The 15,296-nt window shown below is 69.5% G+C and carries 16 protein-coding genes and 3 pseudogenes; 13 read left to right on the top strand and 6 right to left on the bottom strand.

From position 1 onward, the window contains the following. From A5706_RS27025 to eccE, 7 genes and pseudogenes are all read left to right on the top strand, one after another. Positions 1–390 (top strand): annotated as a pseudogene (locus A5706_RS27025) (PPE family protein); the annotation flags it as partial. Positions 391–441: 51 nt separating this feature from the next. After that, entirely contained in the window at positions 442–735 is a 294-nt protein-coding gene (gene esxG / locus A5706_RS27030; protein WP_067158324.1) for a type VII secretion system protein EsxG, read from the top strand. A 41-nt stretch (positions 736–776) separates the two neighbouring features. Next, entirely contained in the window at positions 777–1,067 is a 291-nt protein-coding gene (locus A5706_RS27035; RefSeq protein WP_068138018.1) for a WXG100 family type VII secretion target, read from the top strand. A 19-nt stretch (positions 1,068–1,086) separates the two neighbouring features. Next, positions 1,087–1,968, top strand: coding sequence for an ESX secretion-associated protein EspG (locus A5706_RS27040; protein WP_068138023.1), 882 nt, complete (start codon positions 1,087–1,089; stop codon positions 1,966–1,968). 24 nt (positions 1,969–1,992) lie between these two features. Then, a complete protein-coding gene (gene eccD, locus A5706_RS27045; RefSeq protein ID WP_156767364.1) occupies positions 1,993–3,447 on the top strand; it encodes a type VII secretion integral membrane protein EccD in 1,455 nt (484 codons plus the stop codon). Next, positions 3,444–4,833, top strand: a pseudogene (gene mycP / locus A5706_RS27050) (type VII secretion-associated serine protease mycosin); the annotation flags it as partial. The gene eccD and the pseudogene mycP, both read left to right, overlap by 4 nt. Then, entirely contained in the window at positions 4,829–5,812 is a 984-nt protein-coding gene (gene eccE / locus A5706_RS27055) for a type VII secretion protein EccE (protein ID WP_082964678.1), read from the top strand. The pseudogene mycP and the gene eccE, both read left to right, overlap by 5 nt. Here eccE and A5706_RS27060 read toward each other — a convergent pair. Beyond that, positions 5,802–6,995, bottom strand: a complete 1,194-nt coding sequence (locus A5706_RS27060) for a S9 family peptidase (RefSeq protein ID WP_231985432.1) — start codon at positions 6,993–6,995, stop codon at positions 5,802–5,804. The two genes, eccE and A5706_RS27060, sit on opposite strands and share 11 nt — an antisense overlap. Positions 6,996–7,097: 102 nt before the next feature. Between A5706_RS27060 and A5706_RS27065 the strand changes: the two genes are divergently transcribed. Then, on the top strand, positions 7,098–7,880 hold the full coding sequence (locus tag A5706_RS27065) for a trans-aconitate 2-methyltransferase (protein WP_068138062.1): 783 nt from the start codon (positions 7,098–7,100) through the stop codon (positions 7,878–7,880). 7 nt (positions 7,881–7,887) lie between these two features. On the opposite strand, the gene A5706_RS27070 is transcribed toward A5706_RS27065, so the two are convergent. Both A5706_RS27070 and bluB read right to left on the bottom strand, forming a co-directional pair. Further along, positions 7,888–9,252, bottom strand: a complete 1,365-nt coding sequence (locus A5706_RS27070; protein WP_068138031.1) for a sulfatase — start codon at positions 9,250–9,252, stop codon at positions 7,888–7,890. A 72-nt stretch (positions 9,253–9,324) separates the two neighbouring features. Next, on the bottom strand, positions 9,325–9,990 hold the full coding sequence (bluB, locus tag A5706_RS27075) for a 5,6-dimethylbenzimidazole synthase (protein ID WP_068138067.1): 666 nt from the start codon (positions 9,988–9,990) through the stop codon (positions 9,325–9,327). A gap of 31 nt (positions 9,991–10,021) precedes the next feature. On the opposite strand from bluB, the gene A5706_RS27080 reads away from it, so the two are divergent. Then, positions 10,022–10,306: a hypothetical protein gene (locus tag A5706_RS27080; RefSeq protein WP_068138034.1), complete on the top strand. Its 285-nt coding sequence runs from the start codon at positions 10,022–10,024 to the stop codon at positions 10,304–10,306. Here A5706_RS27080 and A5706_RS27085 read toward each other — a convergent pair. Beyond that, positions 10,290–10,772, bottom strand: a complete 483-nt coding sequence (locus A5706_RS27085) for a hypothetical protein (RefSeq protein WP_068138037.1) — start codon at positions 10,770–10,772, stop codon at positions 10,290–10,292. The genes A5706_RS27080 and A5706_RS27085 overlap by 17 nt on opposite strands. A 35-nt stretch (positions 10,773–10,807) precedes the next feature. On the opposite strand from A5706_RS27085, the gene A5706_RS27090 reads away from it, so the two are divergent. Continuing rightward, positions 10,808–11,434, top strand: a complete 627-nt coding sequence (locus A5706_RS27090; protein ID WP_068138040.1) for a phosphatase PAP2 family protein — start codon at positions 10,808–10,810, stop codon at positions 11,432–11,434. Between the two features lie 71 nt (positions 11,435–11,505). After that, on the top strand, positions 11,506–12,159 hold the full coding sequence (locus A5706_RS27095; RefSeq protein ID WP_068138043.1) for a L,D-transpeptidase: 654 nt from the start codon (positions 11,506–11,508) through the stop codon (positions 12,157–12,159). Here the strand turns inward: A5706_RS27095 and A5706_RS27100 are convergent. Both A5706_RS27100 and A5706_RS27105 read right to left on the bottom strand, forming a co-directional pair. Beyond that, positions 12,149–12,643, bottom strand: coding sequence for a nuclear transport factor 2 family protein (locus tag A5706_RS27100; RefSeq protein WP_068138046.1), 495 nt, complete (start codon positions 12,641–12,643; stop codon positions 12,149–12,151). The genes A5706_RS27095 and A5706_RS27100 overlap by 11 nt on opposite strands. Before the next feature lie 127 nt (positions 12,644–12,770). Then, entirely contained in the window at positions 12,771–13,364 is a 594-nt protein-coding gene (locus A5706_RS27105; RefSeq protein WP_068138049.1) for a TetR/AcrR family transcriptional regulator, read from the bottom strand. A 38-nt stretch (positions 13,365–13,402) separates the two neighbouring features. Between A5706_RS27105 and A5706_RS27110 the strand changes: the two genes are divergently transcribed. Both A5706_RS27110 and A5706_RS27115 read left to right on the top strand, forming a co-directional pair. Next, positions 13,403–14,629, top strand: coding sequence for a hypothetical protein (locus A5706_RS27110; protein ID WP_068138051.1), 1,227 nt, complete (start codon positions 13,403–13,405; stop codon positions 14,627–14,629). A gap of 155 nt (positions 14,630–14,784) precedes the next feature. Then, positions 14,785–15,296: pseudogene (locus A5706_RS27115) on the top strand (hypothetical protein); the annotation flags it as partial.

Consider the following 15,296-nt stretch of genomic DNA (forward strand, 5'->3'; position numbering starts at 1 on the left):
CGCCAGCCCGACCGGCCTCGTCGCGGCAGGCGACAACCACAACCCGCGGCCGGCGCGGCGGCCCCCCTCCGGGCGGAGGCGCGGGCGCGCCGGCGCCGGCGGGCGGCGATGCGCGAATACGGCGACGAGTTCCTGGACATGGACTCCGACATCGGCATCCCGCCCGAGTACGCGGCTGAAGAGCTGGTGTCGGCGGTGGCGTCCGGGAGCGGCGCCGGGAGGCTGGGATTCGCGGGCACCGCGCACAAAGGCCAGGCCGCGGGGGCGGCCGGGTTGACCAAGCTGGCCAACGACGAATTTGGCGGCGGGCCGCGGGTGCCGATGGTGCCCGGCACCTGGGACCAGCAGGGCCCGGGTGAGTCGGGGAGAGGGGGAGACGACGGTTCGTAACGAGACAGTGAGCAACCGAAATCCGAAGAGAGTGAAAGGAAACCAATCACCATGAGCATGCTGGACGCTCACATTCCGCAGTTGGTGGCCTCGCAGTCGGCGTTTTCCGCCAAGGCGGCGCTGATGCGCAGCACCATCAGCCAGGCCGAGCAGGAGGCGGTGTCGGCGCAGGCGTTCCACCAGGGCGAGTCATCGGCGGCGTTCCAGGCCGCGCACGCCCGGTTCGTGGAGGCCGCGGCGCGGGTGAACACCCTGTTGGACATCGCGCAGGCCAACCTCGGCGACGCCGCGGGCACCTATGTGGCCGCCGACGCCGCCGCCGCTTCCGGCTACACCTCCATCTGATCAGAGATCTGACCGAAGCTAAGACCGCGAAAGGACTTGTGATGTCACAGATCATGTACAACTACCCGGCGATGCTGAGCCACGCCGGGGATATGGCGGGCTACGCCGGCACGCTGCAGGGCCTGGGCGCCGACATCGCCAGCGAGCAGGCCGCGCTGTCCAACGCCTGGCAGGGCGACACCGGCATGACCTACCAGGTGTGGCAGGCCCAGTGGAACCAGGCCATGGAATCGTTGGTGCGCGCCTACCAGTCGATGGCCAGCACCCACGAGGCCAACACCCTGGCCATGTACGCCCGCGACACGGCCGAGGCCGCCAAGTGGGGCGGCTAACCCGGGCACGATGACGTAAATGGACGCAGCGCCGAATGCCGTCGAGCTGACGGTCGACCACGCGTGGTTTATCGCGGAAACCATTGGGGCGGGCACCTTCCCATGGGTGCTGGCGATCACCACGCCGTACCGCGACACCGCGGAACGCGCCGAGTTTTTCGAGCGGCAGCGTGCCGAGCTGACCGGTATGGGTCTGGTGACGCACGACGGCGTCGTCAATCCGGCCGTCGCCGGCTGGATCAAGGCCGTCTGCTTCCCGGACCGGTGGCTCGACCTGCGCTACGTGGGACCCGCAAACGCCTCTGGCTCGGGTGAGCTGCTGCGCGGCGTCGTCGCGCAGCGCAGCGGCACAACGGCGAAGACGGTCGTCGCGTTGCGCAGCGCGCAGCTGGTCACGTTCACCGCGATGGACATCGACGACGCGCGGGGGCTGGTCCCAGTCCTCGGCGTCGGGCTCGCCCAGCGGCCGCCGGCGCGGTTCGACGAGTTCAGCATGCCGATGCGCGTGGGGGCCCGGGCCGACGAGCGGCTGCGGTCCGGCGCCTCGCTGTCCGAAGTCGTTGAATACCTGGGGATTTCGGTCTCGGCGCGGCCGGTGGTGGAGGCGGTCTTCTCCGGGCCGCGCAGCTACGTCGAGGTCGTCGCCGGTTGCCGCCGCGACGGGCGGCACGCCACCACCGAAGTAGGCATGAGCATCGTCGACACCGCCGCGGGTCGCGTGCTGGTCAGCCCCTCCCGAGCGTTCGACGGCGAATGGGTCTCGACCTTCGCACCCGGCAACCCGTTCGCGATCGCCGTCGCGATCGAACACCTGACCGCCCTGCTGCCGGAGGGCCAGTGGTTCCCCGGCCGGCGGCTGTCCCGAGATTTTTCCGCCGAACACCAACCAGCAACGAGATAGAGAAGAGAGAACCATGTCGCAGGAATGGCCGCAGCGTCTTTTGAGGGCCGCCAAGTGACGTCCGGCACCGTGATGCCGATCGTCCGCGTCGCGATCCTCGCGGAGAGCCGGCTGACGGAGATGGCCCTGCCCACCGAGTTGCCGCTGCGCGAAATCCTGCCCGCGGTCAAGCGTTTGGCGGCTCCGGCCGCGTCGAACGGCGACGCGGAGGACGGCTTGGACGCCCTCGCGGCGGCCCACCTGAGCCTGGCGCCGATCGGCGGGGCGCCGTTCAGCCTCGACGCCAGCCTGGACACCGTTGGCGTGGTGGACGGTGACCTGCTCGCGCTGCAGCCGGTGCCCGCGGGCCCGGCGGCGCCGGGCATCGTCGAGGACATCGCCGACGCCGCAATGATCTTCTCGACCTCGCGCCTGAAGCCCTGGGGCACAACGCATATCCAGCGCGGCGCGCTGGCCGCGACGATCGCCGTGGCCTTCCTGGCGACCGGCCTGGGCGTCACCTACCGGGTGGCCACCGGCGCGCTGTCCGGACTGGTCGCGGTCAGCGTGATCGCCGCGCTCACCGCGGTCGCGGGCCTGCTGATCACCACACGTTCCGCGCGCACCGGATTGGCGCTGTCGGTCGCGGCCCTGGTGCCCATCGCCGCGGCCCTGGCGTTGGCGGTGCCCGGCAAGTTCGGGCCGTCGCAACTGATGCTTGCCGCCGCCGGCGTCACGGCGTGGTCGCTGATCGCGCTGTTGGTCCCCGGTCCGGAGCGCGAGCGCACCGTTGGTTTCTTCACCGCGACCGCGGTGGTGGGGGCCGCCGTGCTGCTGGCCGCCGGCGCCGAATCGCTCTGGCATTTCCCGATATTGACCATCGGCAGCGGCCTGATCGTGGCGGCCCTGCTGGTCACCATCGAGGCCGCTCAGCTGTCCGCCCTGTGGGCTCGCTTCCCGCTGCCGGTCATTCCGGCGCCCGGCGACCCCACTCCGTCGGCGCCGTCGCTGCGCGTGCTCGAGGACCTGCCGCGGCGGGTGCGGATCGGTGACGCGCACCAGAACGGCTTCATCGCCGCCGCGGTGTTGCTCAGTGTCCTGGGTTCGGTCGCCATCGCGCTGCGGCCGGAGTCGTTGGGGGGCTTGGGCTGGTATGCGGTCGGAGCGACCGCCGCCACGTCCGTGCTGCGCGCCCGGGTCTGGGATTCGGCCGCCTGCAAGGCCTGGCTGCTCGCCCAGCCTTACCTTGCGGCCGGCGTGCTGCTGGTGCTCTACACCGCGACGGGGCGTTACGCCGCGGCGCTGGTGGCGGCGCTGGTGCTGGTCGCGCTGGCATTGGCGTGGGTGGTGGTGGCATTGAACCCGCGCATCGCCTCGCCGGAGAGCTATTCGCTGCCGCTGCGCCGGCTGCTGGGTTTCCTCGCGGCCGGGCTCGACGCGTCGCTGATCCCGGTCCTCGCGTACCTGGTCGGCCTGTTCGCGTGGGTTCTCAATCGATGAGAAGTTCCGGACTCGCTTGCGTCACAGCCGTTTTGGCCGCTGTGATGTGGGCGTGCCCGCCGGCGCTGGCGATCGATCAGCCGACGGTCGACCCGGGTGTGGCACCGCCCAATGGGACCCCGGGTCCCGGGCAGCCGATGGAGCAGCGCGGCCCGTGCGGGATCTCCGGTGACATTCCCGGCAGCGATCCGGCGGTGACGACGCCCAGCCAGGCGCTGCTGAATCTGCCTGCGGCATGGAGGTTTTCCCGTGGCGACGGCCAACTGGTGGCGGTCATCGACACCGGGGTGCGTCCGGGCCCGCGCCTGCCGAACGTCGAGCCCGGCGGCGACTACGTCGAGACGACCGACGGCCTGACCGACTGCGACGGGCACGGCACGCTGGTCGCGGGAATCATCGCCGGCCAACCCGGTGACGACGGGTTCTCCGGCGTGGCGCCCGCGGCGCGGGTGCTCTCGATCAGGATGACGTCGGCAAAGTTCTCGCCGCGCACGCCGGGCGGCGATCCGATGCTGGCGCGGGCGTCGCTCGACATCGCGACCCTGGCGCGGGCCATCGTGCACGCGGCCGACCTCGGCGCCCGGGTGATCAACATCTCCGCGATCACCTGCCTTCCCGCCGACCGCCCCGTCGACCAGGCCGCGCTGGGCGCGGCTATCCGGTACGCGGCGGTGGACAAGGACGCGGTGATCGTGGCCGCCGCCGGCAACACCGGGGCGACCGGATCGGTCGGCGGCGGGATGTCTTGTGACTCCAACCCGCTCACCGACCCCGGCCGCCCGGATGACCCCCGAAACTGGGCCGGCGTCAAGTCGGTCTCGGTGCCGTCGTGGTGGCAGCCCTACGTGCTGTCCGCGGCGTCGCTGACCCCGGACGCACAGCCGTCGAAGTTCACCATGGCCGGCCCGTGGGTGGGCATCGCGGCGCCCGGCGAAAACATCGTGTCGGTGAGCAACCGCGACGGCGGGGGCCTGGCTAACGGCCTGCCCGACGACCACCAGCAGCTGGTGGCCCTGAGCGGCACCAGCTACGCGGCGGGCTATGTGTCGGGCGTCGCGGCGTTGGTGCGCAGCAAGTATCCCCAACTCAGCGCGACGCAGGTGGTGCGGCGCATCACGGCGACCGCGCACAACGGTGCACGGGCGCCCTCCAACGTCGTCGGCGCCGGCAGCGTGGATCCAGTGGCCGCGCTGACGTGGGACCTGCCCGCCGCCAACCAACCCGGTGCGGCGGCCGCGAAACCGGTCGCCGCCCCGCCGGCACCGGCGCCGGAGAACACCACCCCGCGGACCGTGGCGTTCGTCGGAAGCGCCGTGCTGGCTTTGCTGGTCGCGGCCGTCGCCGCGATCGCCGCGATCGTCCGTAAGAAGGAGAGCACCCCGTGAGCCGTTCGATACCGACCCCCGGCGCCGGCCGGATCACGCTGGCGCTGCTGGCCGTGGTGCCCGCGGTGCTGGCGTACCCGTGGCGATCGCCGCGCGACTACTGGGTCCTCGGCATCGCCGCCGCCGTGGTGATCGTGCTGTTCGGCTGGTGGCGCGGATTGCACTTCACCACGATCCTGCGCCGCCGGATTGCGATCATCCGCCGCAACGGCGGGACCGTGCCCGAATCCGGTTCTGCCACAACGACGACCGCCCTGCTGCGGCTCGGGCCGCCCGTCGGCGACTCCGACGTGTTGCCGTTGCCGCTGCTCGCCCGGTATCTGGACCGCTATGGCATCCGGGCCGACAAGATCCGAATCACCAACCGCGGCAACGCATCCGACACCTCGACGCTGGAAACCTGGATCGCGATCACGATCTCGGCGGCCGACAACCTGGCGGCGCTGCAGGCACGGTCGTCGCGGATCCCGCTGCACGAGACGGCCCAGGTGGCCGCCCGGCGACTGGCCGACCATCTCCGCGAGATCGGCTGGGAAGCCTCCATCGTCGCGCCCGACGACGCCCCGCGGGTGCTGGCGCCGAATGCGCGCGAGACCTGGCGGGGAGTCCAGCGCGGCGCCTCGGATTTCGTTGCGGCGTATCGGGTCCGCGTCGACGGCGGGTTGCCCGAAACGCTGGAGGCGATCCGGACGCACCCGTCGCGAGAGACCTGGACGGCGCTGGAGATCGCCGGCGACGCTACCGACCACACCGTCGCGGCCGCGTGCGCGTTCGTGACCGACACGGCCGCGGCCCCGCTGGCCGGGCTGATCCCGCAACGCGGGGATCACCTCCCGGCGCTGGCAACGCTGGAGCTGCTGTCGACGCGACGGCTCGACGGACACACCGAGGAACCCGCGGGCCTGCTGGCCGAACTGGTCTACCCCACCCCGGAGGCCGGCGCGCACCGGGCGCCGCTGACCGATACCGTCAGAACATGACCCCGCGCAGGAAGTGGGTCATCCGGCGCAGGTAGTCCAGCTGGCTGACGTGCAGGACGTGGCTGCCGGGAAACCAGTGCAGCGCACAGCGATTCCAGTGCTCCCACAGCGCGACGGCCTGATCCGGCGGCGCCATCCGGTCGCCCAGGCCGGTGATGATCATCCGCCGCTCCTTGTCGATCAGCGGCCGATAATTGAGCGGCGAGTGATAGGACAGCCCGGCGATCAACTCGTCACGGCTGATCTTCGACATCCGCAGCCCCAGGCCCATCAGCTTGTTGGCGGGAAACCATTCGTCGAACATCGTCGCCGGCGTCACGACGGGGCAGTTGGGGATCACCGCCTCGAGCCGGTCGTCCACCGACGCCACCAACGCGGCCGTGTAGCCGCCGAGCGATATGCCGGTCAGCGCGATGCGCTCGACGCCGGTGTGTCGCAGGTAGTCGATGATGGACCGAAAGTCGTGCACGGCCTGGGCCATCGCCTCGGCGAAACCGCAGAGCCCGCCCGCGAAATAGCCGAAACCGCTGAACGGCGAACACCTTTCGGCGCGCGGGCCGTGGAACGGCAAGGTGTACATCAGGACGTCGTAGCCGGAGCGGTAATACCACGGCAGCGTGAAGAACCGGCCGTTGGCCAGGTACGACGACCCCATGAAACCGTGTATGACGCACAGCGTCGGATGCGGCCCGTCGGCATGTCGCCAGTGCTGCGCATGCACGACGTTGTTCGATCCAAACGCACTCCAGCGCGTGCGCATATCCGGGTTGATCGCCCGGAAGCTGCTGGGGAACGAGATGTTCTCGACGGTCCCGTGCGCGATCCACTCCGCGAGCCGGTTCGCCGGCCGCGACGACACCCGCGGCAGCTCGGTGGGCACCGGAAACGACTTCGCCGGATCGTGCTCGGCGGCGAGCTCGGCGTAGAAGCGCAGGCTGTCGCGTTCGCTGCCGGAGCGCGCCGAGCTGGCGAGCACCGCCGGCGTGACGGTGGTGGTCAGCACCGATGCGACCGCGGTGCGCAGCGCGAGGTCGGAGACGGCGGCCGCCTCGACGACCATTCGCTGACGGGGCGACAATGCGGAGCGCGGTGGCAATCCCGCGGCGCCCGCGGGCACGTCGGCCCCGGGAACATCCGGTACCGGAACCGGGGGAGTGACCGGATCCGGGTCGGTCGGTGTCACAGACGCGATGCTATCGCCCACTCGGTCGCGGCCGCGGCGGCATGCGGTAATACGGTTTACCTGTCAGCTCGAGCCGTGATGGTGTTGATCAGGAGGACCGACATGTGGGATCCCGACGTCTACCTGGCCTTTGCTGACCATCGCAGCCGCCCGTTCTACGACCTGCTGTCGCGGGTGGGCGCCAAGCAGGCGCGCCGGGTTGTCGACCTGGGCTGTGGCCCGGGTCACCTGACGAAGTACCTGGCGCGGCGCTGGCCAGAGGCGACGATCGAGGCGATGGACAGCTCGCCGGAGATGGTCGCCGCAGCCAAGGAACGCGGGATCGACGCCGTCGTCGGCGACTTGCGGGACTGGAAGCCCAAGCCCGACACCGACGTGGTGGTGTGCAACGCGGCGCTGCACTGGGTGCCCGAGCACACGGATCTGCTGGTGCGGTGGGCCGGCGAGCTGGCGCCGGGCTCGTGGATCGGCGTCCAGATCCCGGGCAACTTCGAAACCCCCTCGCACGCCACGGTGCGGGCGCTGGCCCGCCGCGAGCCCTACGCAAAACTCATGCGCGACATCCCGTTTCGCGTTGGCGCGGTGGTCCAGCCGCCGATGACCTACACCAATCTGCTGCTGGACGCCGGATGCAAGGTCGACGTCTGGGAGACCACCTACCTGCACCAGCTGACGGGTGAGAATCCGGTGCTGGAATGGATCACCGGAACGGCGCTGGTCCCAGTGCGGGAGCGGCTCGACGACGAGGGCTGGGAACAGTTCCGCCGGGAGCTCATCCCGCTGCTGGACGACGCGTACCCGCCGCGGGCCGACGGCACGACGATCTTCCCGTTCCGGCGGGTGTTCATCGTCGCCGAGGTCGGCGGCGGCCAGCGCTCCGGGTAGGCCCCGACTACTCCTCGATGCCGCGGTCGACGGCGATCGCCGACCGGCTGGTGGGCTTCATGTGGTGGATCCGGAGATAGGTTTCGGTGTAGCGCACCGCGATGCGCACGCCGGCGAATTCCGACGGTATGACGTCGCCGGTGCGCTGACGCCAATCATGCAGGCGCACAGCCAGATCCGCGGCCACAGCGTCGACGTCCGGGTCGCCGGTCGCCAGCAAGTTGGTCGTCTCCGCGGGATCGGTTCGCAGGTCGTAGAGTTCGCGCTCGGGACGCGGGCCGGCGATGTAGGGCGCGACCGCGTGTCCCGACGGGCTGTCCTGGATGTCCAACGGCAGGTCGAGCAGCGGGCGGGCCGCGTAGTTCTCGATGTAGCTGTATTCCTTGGTGCGGATGGCGCGAATCGGGTCGAAGGAGTCGTGATAGGTCTTCATCGAGAACACCTGCTCACGAACCGGTTCGGCCTGCGGCTCCGGCGCGAGCAGCGCGCCGGCATGTGACACACCCTCGACGTCGGCCGGCACGCGCAGGCCCAACAGCTCTAGAAGCGTCGGCACGAAATCGACGCCGCTGAACAGCTCGTCGTACACGCGCGGCGCCGCGGCACGGCTCGTGGGAGGACGGACGATCATTCCGATGCCGGTTCCGGCGTCGTACAGCGTTGATTTCGCCCGGGGGAACGCGGCGCCGTGATCGGTGAAGAACACCACCCAGGTGTTGGCGTCCAGGCCCGTTTCGGTCAGCGTGTCCAGCAGCCGGCCGACGGCGGCGTCGGCGGCGGCGATCGCGCCGTAGAAGTCGGCGAGGTCATCGCGGACCTCGGGGGTGTCCGGGAGGAAGTCCGGGGTATCAACCTCCGCGGCGTCGGCCGGCTCGTAGCGGTCCCGCGGGTAGGGCCGGTGAGTTTCGAAGAACCCGGCGGTCAACAGGAACGGTTGGCCCCCGAGGTTTTCGACGCTGTCTCCCAGCCACTCCTGGGCGCGGTCCACCACGTAGTCGCAATAGGAGTTGGACACGTCGAACTCGTCGAAGCCGAGGCGTTTTGGGTAGGACGTCTCGTGTTGCATGCCGAAAAGCGCCGAGTACCAACCGGACTCGGCCAATATCTGTGGCAGGGTGCGCACGCCGCTGCGGTATTCCCAGCCGTGGTGGGCCAGGCCGACCAGGCCGTTGCTTTGCGGGTAGCGGCCGGTGAACAGTGACCCGCGGGACGGCGAGCACAGCGGCGCCGTGGCGTGGGCGCGGGTGAACAGGATGCCCTCGGCGGCGAGCCGGTCCAGCCGCGGGCTGGACACATCCGGGTGACCGTAGGCGCCGAGATATCGCCCCAGGTCGTGCCAGTGCACGATCAGCACGTTCTCTTTAGCTGTCATGTGGCGACTTTGCCCGTCATAGCCTCACCTCGACGGGCGACGATACCGCAGCCACCTGGTTGCCGCCGGGCGTTACGATCGGCGCGATTCCCAGCGGTTCTCGGAGACAAACTCCGGCAGCGGCCGCCCGTAGGCCCAGCCGTCGAGCTCCAGCGCCGGCCGGTCCGGGAACTCAGGCACCGGGCCCACACACAGGATGGCCACCGGCTCGGCGTCGTCGGGCATCGCCAGCAGTTCGGCCAGCCGTCGCGGGTCGAACAGGGAAACCCAACCCACGCCAAGGCCTTCGGCGCGCGCCGCCAGCCACAGGTTCTGGATCGCGCAGGACACCGACGCGAGGTCCATCTGCGGCAGCGTCCGGCGGCCGAACACGTGCCGGTCGCGGTCGTCGCCCAGCGCCACCACGAAGAGCTCGGCGCACTCGAGGATGCCCTCGACCTTCAGCGCCAGGAACTCCTCGGACCGCTCCCCGAGGGCCGCCGCGGTGCGCGGGCGTTCCTCGTCGACGAGGGCGTGAATGCGGCGCCGCAGCGCGTCGTCGGTGATGCGGATGAACCGCCACGGCTGCATCAGCCCGACGCTGGGCGCGGCGTGCGCAGCCTGCAGCAACCGCCCCAGCACCTCCTCGCCCACCACGGCGCCCGGTGAGAACCGGCGCATGTCGCGCCGCTCGGAGATCACCCGGTACACGGCCCGCCGCTCCTCGGGGCTGAACGCCTGGTCGGTCACGCCAGCCATCGTAGGGAAAACCGGGTTAGCGTAGTGGTCCATGAAGTTTTCCGACGTGCTGGACCAGTTGCCCGCCGACGGCGCCGAAGGGCGCGGCTTCGGCGAGCCCTACGAGACCGCCGATGGGACCACCGTGATCCCCGTCGCCAAGCCGCTCGGCGTGTTCGTCGTGCACCACGGCAAGGCGTCCTGGGTGCCCGCCGTCGACGGCAACCGGATCGCGCTGATCGGCGTGCTCACCGGCCTGTTGGCGGCGCTGATCGGCAGCCTGGCGGTGCTGCGCCAGCCGCCCTGGCCGAAGATGACGTTCACGGACTATAGGTGACGCCGACCGCCCGGAAGACGTACTCGGGCGGCATGTCGAAGGCCAGCGACCGCCGCGGCAGGCGGGCCAGCACGTCGTCCGCCAGGGCCACCTTGTAGTGCAGCGACAAGTGGCCGCTGAAGTTCTCGTCGACCTCGCTGACGTCGACGTCGACCTGCACGCCGGTTGACGAGATCTCGACCTTGGCCGCGCCGGTCTGCGGCGCGTCCCAGCGCGCGTCGACGGTCGGCCCGGCCAGCTTCGGCAGCATGGACAGCGTCGCCAGCACCCGCTCCGAGGTGAACGCCAGCGAGCCGACGTAACTGGCGACGCTGTGCGGCAGCCGCACGCCGGGGATGATTCCGCTGAACCGCCGGGTCACCGCGACGTAATCGGCGAGGTAGACCAGGCCCTCCGCCTCGACCTGGGCGTGCAGATCGGCGGGTAACTTGCCGATCCCGAACAACCTGCGGACGAAGACCGCCATGAATGTCAGTTTGACATCCTGGTATCGCTTGACTGATGACCCGCCCCCGGACCGCCCCGGCCGCTTGGCTCGCCGTGGCGGCCGCTTTGGTCTACGCCGTCATGTGGGTGGGCTACTGCCAACACTGGGGTTGGCTGCTTCGCGCCGATTGGTCGATGCTCGACGCCGCGCACGGCATCGCGGTCAAGCACCCGGCGTGGGTGCGCTTTTGGGTCGCGGTGTCGTTCGCGCTGGGCCCGGTCCCGCTGCGGGTGCTGGGCTTTGTGGCTGCGGTCGCGGCGTTGGTGCGGCGCGAGGTGCGGGCGGCGCTGGTGCTGCTGGCCTGCGCGCCGTTGAGCGGCCTGGTGACGGCGGCGGCCAAGGCTTTGGTGAACCGCCCGCGCCCGTCGACCATGTTGGTGCCGGCAGCGTCGTCGTCGTTCCCCTCGGGGCATGCGCTCGAGGCGACGTCGGCGCTGCTCGCCCTGCTGGCCTTCGTGCTGCCGATGGTCAGCCGCGGTGCGGGCCGCGCCTTGATCGCGCTGGCGGCGCTGGGCCTGCTGTTGGTTGGGGTCGCCCGGGTCGCGCTGAACGTGCATTACCCGTCCGACGTGCTGGCCGGCTGGTCGCTGGGATACCTCTATTTCCTCTTGTGCCTGTGGGTGTTTCGGCCCGGTTGGTAACACCGTAGTGACACAACCGGGTCTAAAGCTTTACTTGACCCTAGGGATCGCGTCGCCGGACCATTGAATCCATGCGCCGACTGCTCGCTTCGCTGTGCGCTGCGGTGTGCCTGATGATCGCGGCGCTGGTGCTGGCACCGATGAGCGGTGCGGCCACTCCCTGGTTCGCCAACTCCGTCGGCAATGCCACGCAGGTGGTTTCGGTCGTCAGCACCGGCGGGTCGAACGCGAAAATGGATATCTACCAACGCACCACCGGCGGCTGGCAGGCGCTGGTGACCGGCATACCCACCCACGTCGGCTCCGCCGGCATGGCGCCGCAGGCCCGCAGTGGGGTGCCGGCCACCCCGATGGGCGTGTACACCCTCGACTCCGCGTTCGGCACGGCGCCCAATCCCGGTGGGGGACTTCCCTATACGCAGGTGGGACCGAACCATTGGTGGAGCGGCGACGACCACAGCCCCACCTTCAACAGCATGCAGGTCTGTCAGAAGGCGCAGTGCCCGTTCAACACGGCCGACAGCGAGAACCTGCAGATCCCGCAGTACAAGCACGCGGTCGTGATGGGCGTCAACAAGAACAAAACCCCCGGCGGCGGCGCCGCGTTCTTCTTTCACACCACCGACGGCGGGCCCACCGAGGGGTGCGTGGCGATCGACGACGCCACGCTGGTGCAGATCATCCGCTGGTTGAAGCCGGGCGCGGTGATCGCGATTACGAAGTAGCCAGCGCGCGGCCGGGCTTGATCTTGAAGTCCAAGCCCGCCAACGACATTGTGGCGTCGTAGGTCCTGTCGTAGCCGGTTCCGCTGATCTTCCAGCCGGCCTCGGTGCGCCGGTAGGTGTCGCGGTAGAAGGCCGCGCCGATCAGCATGAAGTTGAGGTCGGCGACGATGACCCGGTCCTGCAGATACCAGCTGCCCGTTGCGGTGTCGCCGTCCACGGTGATGTCGGGGTGGGTCACCCGGTGCTCGGTGATGACGTTGAGGGGGAGCGACGTCCGCATGTACTCCACCAGGTCCGCACGGTTGGTGAAGTGCAGCTCGTTGCCGATCGACGGGCCGTAGTCGGCCGTGATGTCCTCGGCCAGCGTCTCGGCAAAGTCGTCCCAATGCTTGGTGTCCAGCGCACGCAGGTAGCGGTATTTCACCTGCTTGATGGCTTCGATGTCGGTGAAGTCTTGAGGGGTCATCCCGACATTGCAGCACACGGTGATAGGCCGGCTGCGGTCGGACGGCTTGGTTGGTTTTTCGTCGAGACTTAATCCTCTGCGAGCTGCGGCGGCGTGTCGTGTGCGTGGTGTAAGTGTCGCGGCACCAGCGCGGCCCGCGTCGCCGTCATTCCAGCGCACGGGTGGCCATCTCGATCAACGCGCGTCGTTCCAGGCTCCAATCGATGGCCGTCCCGGTGATCATCTGCGCCAGCACCACGCCCCGCAGGGTGGCCCAAATGACCTCGGCCACACCGGAATTGGCCGGGTCGTCGGTGATCAGGCGGCCGAGCTGGCCGATCGCGGCGTTCATCTCCATCAGGTGCCGTCGCGAGGACCCGCCCCGGGTGGCGCGCAGGATTTCGAAGGCGGCCATCGACGTCGGGCTGCTGTAACAGCTCCACGCGGTGTCGATGACGACCTCGATGCGCTCGCGCAACGGAAGCTCGCTGACGTCGGCCGAGGACAGGCTGTCGACCAGCCTGGCCACGCCGTCGTCGACGACGGCCATCAGCAGGCCGTTGCGGTCCCCGAAGTGGTACTGGATGACCCCCCACGTCACGCCGGCGCGCTCGGCCACGTGCTTGGCGGTCGCGGCGGCGAACCCTTCCTCCATGATGCAGCGCACCGTCTCGTCGATGATCTTGGTGCGGGTGTCGTCGCCGCGCTTGCGGGGCGCGCTGGTGCGACGGGTGGGGGCGATGGACCTGGACGAAGGCATTGTTGACTTTATAACATAAAGCCGTCTATTTTTGGGCGGTGACCGGATCCCGATACGCGCGGTTGTCCCGCCAGGAGCTGTCGGTCCTGGTTCCCGAACTGCTCCTGATCGGTCACATGATCGACCGCTCCGGCATGGCGTGGTGCATCACGGAGTTCGGCCGCGAGGAGATGGTGCAGATCGCCATCGAGGAGTGGGCCGGCGCCAGCCCGATCTACACCAAGCGCATGCAGCGGGCGCTGAACTACGAGGGCGACGACGTGCCCACCATCTTCAAGGGCCTGCAGCTCGACATCGGCGCCCCGCCGCAATTCATGGACTTCCGCTACACCATTCACGACCGTTGGCACGGGGAGTTCCAGCTCGACCACTGCGGCGCGCTGCTCGACGTGGAGCCGATGGGCGACGAGTACGTCTTCGGGATGTGCCACACCATCGAGGACCCGACGTTCGACGCCACCGCCGTCGCGACCAACGCGCGCGCGCAGATGCGCCCCATCCACCGGCCGCCACGCGTGCCGGCGGACCGGCATCCGCACTGCGCGTGGACCGTCGTCATCGACCAGTCCCACCCCGAGGCGCAGAGCATCCCGGCGCTGGACGTCATCCGCCAAAAACGCGCCGCCACTTGGGAATTAGAGCCGATCGACGGCTCCGACGAGGGCCAGGCGGACTACTCCGGGCCGTTGCTGTCCGATTTCGACTTCGCCGCGTTCTCGCACTCGGCGCTGGTGCGCATGGCCGACGAGGTGTGCCTGCAGATGCACCTGCTGTATCTGTCGTTCGCCCTCGCAGTGCGGGCGCGCGCCGCCAACGACGCCCAGGCCGTCGACGTGTGCACGCGCGGCCTGACTGGCCTGGCCGGGCTCGCATCCGAGCGCATCCATCGCGCGCTGCAACTGGCCGGGGGGATCGAGGGGACTCGACGGGTGCTCGAGCTGCACCCGCTGCTCAACCCCGCGGGCTACGTCATCGCGGAAACGGCGCAGAACCGACTGCTGGTGCACGAGTCCCCGGCCCATGACGACGGCGCCTGGATTTCGCTGTGCTCACCGGAATCCGTGCAGCCGCTGCAGGCGATCGCGACCGCGGTCGACCCTCACCTCGAGGTACGGGTCAGCGGCACCAAGACCGATTGGGCCGCCGAGCTGGTCGAAACCGACACCGCGGCAAAGGAACTGCCCGAGGTGCAGGTGGCCAAAGTCAGTCACGGATCGACATTCCAATTCGAGCCGAGGCGTTCGCTGCCGCTCACTGTGATCTGAGCACCCGCCCTCTGTCAAGGGAGTCGTCGATACCGTTTCGGTGACGACACGGCATCGACCGGATACCAATGAGGTTGTGGCCGGGCGAAATACAGCGCGTGCGCGGCTAAGGTTAACGCTGGCCACCGACCTCTATAGACGAAAGTTCTCGCTCTATGTACGACCCAGTGGGGTTGTCGATCGGGACCGCGAACCTGGTCGCTGCGCGAAACGGAAGTTCGCCGGTTGCACGCCGTGCGGTGCTGACGCTGTATCCGCACTGCGCGCCGAAAATCGGCCTGCCCAAAGAGAACCCGGCGCTGTCCGAGCCCGGGGTGCTCATGCGGGGCTTCGTCGAGCGCGTCGGCGACTCCGTTGCGCTGGTGTCGCCCGACGGGTCGGCTCACGACCCGGATCTCCTCATGGTGGAGGCGCTGGACGCCATGGTGGCGGCCGCCGGCGCGGACTCCGGCGCGTCCGAGATCTCCATCGCCGTCCCGGCATATTGGAAACCCGGCACGGTGCAGGCGCTGCGCAACGGTCTACGAACGCATTTGGGCTTCGTTCGAAGCGGCATGGCCCCCCGCCTGGTTTCCGACGCGATCGCGGCGCTGACCGCGGCGAACGCGGAGCTGTGCCTGGCGGCGACGGGCGTGGTCGGCCTGCTCGATTTCGGTGGCGGCGGCAC

It is taken from the genome of Mycobacterium sp. E796, from assembly GCF_001672815.1.
Lineage (GTDB): Bacteria > Actinomycetota > Actinomycetes > Mycobacteriales > Mycobacteriaceae > Mycobacterium.

Bases quoted from the DNA above. Each gene is read 5' to 3' on its own strand.
- eccD (WP_156767364.1), top strand. From the start codon at position 1,993: ATGGCCGCAGCGTCTTTTGAGGGCCGCCAAGTGACGTCCGGCACCGTG.
- bluB (WP_068138067.1), bottom strand. From the start codon at position 9,990: ATGGCTGGCGTGACCGACCAGGCGTTCAGCCCCGAGGAGCGGCGGGCC.
- A5706_RS27090 (WP_068138040.1), top strand. From the start codon at position 10,808: ATGACCCGCCCCCGGACCGCCCCGGCCGCTTGGCTCGCCGTGGCGGCC.
- A5706_RS27040 (WP_068138023.1), top strand. From the start codon at position 1,087: ATGGACGCAGCGCCGAATGCCGTCGAGCTGACGGTCGACCACGCGTGG.
- A5706_RS27105 (WP_068138049.1), bottom strand. From the start codon at position 13,364: ATGCCTTCGTCCAGGTCCATCGCCCCCACCCGTCGCACCAGCGCGCCC.
- A5706_RS27035 (WP_068138018.1), top strand. From the start codon at position 777: ATGTCACAGATCATGTACAACTACCCGGCGATGCTGAGCCACGCCGGG.
- A5706_RS27080 (WP_068138034.1), top strand. From the start codon at position 10,022: ATGAAGTTTTCCGACGTGCTGGACCAGTTGCCCGCCGACGGCGCCGAA.
- A5706_RS27070 (WP_068138031.1), bottom strand. From the start codon at position 9,252: ATGACAGCTAAAGAGAACGTGCTGATCGTGCACTGGCACGACCTGGGG.
- esxG (WP_067158324.1), top strand. From the start codon at position 442: ATGAGCATGCTGGACGCTCACATTCCGCAGTTGGTGGCCTCGCAGTCG.
- A5706_RS27085 (WP_068138037.1), bottom strand. From the start codon at position 10,772: ATGGCGGTCTTCGTCCGCAGGTTGTTCGGGATCGGCAAGTTACCCGCC.
- A5706_RS27065 (WP_068138062.1), top strand. From the start codon at position 7,098: ATGTGGGATCCCGACGTCTACCTGGCCTTTGCTGACCATCGCAGCCGC.
- A5706_RS27095 (WP_068138043.1), top strand. From the start codon at position 11,506: ATGCGCCGACTGCTCGCTTCGCTGTGCGCTGCGGTGTGCCTGATGATC.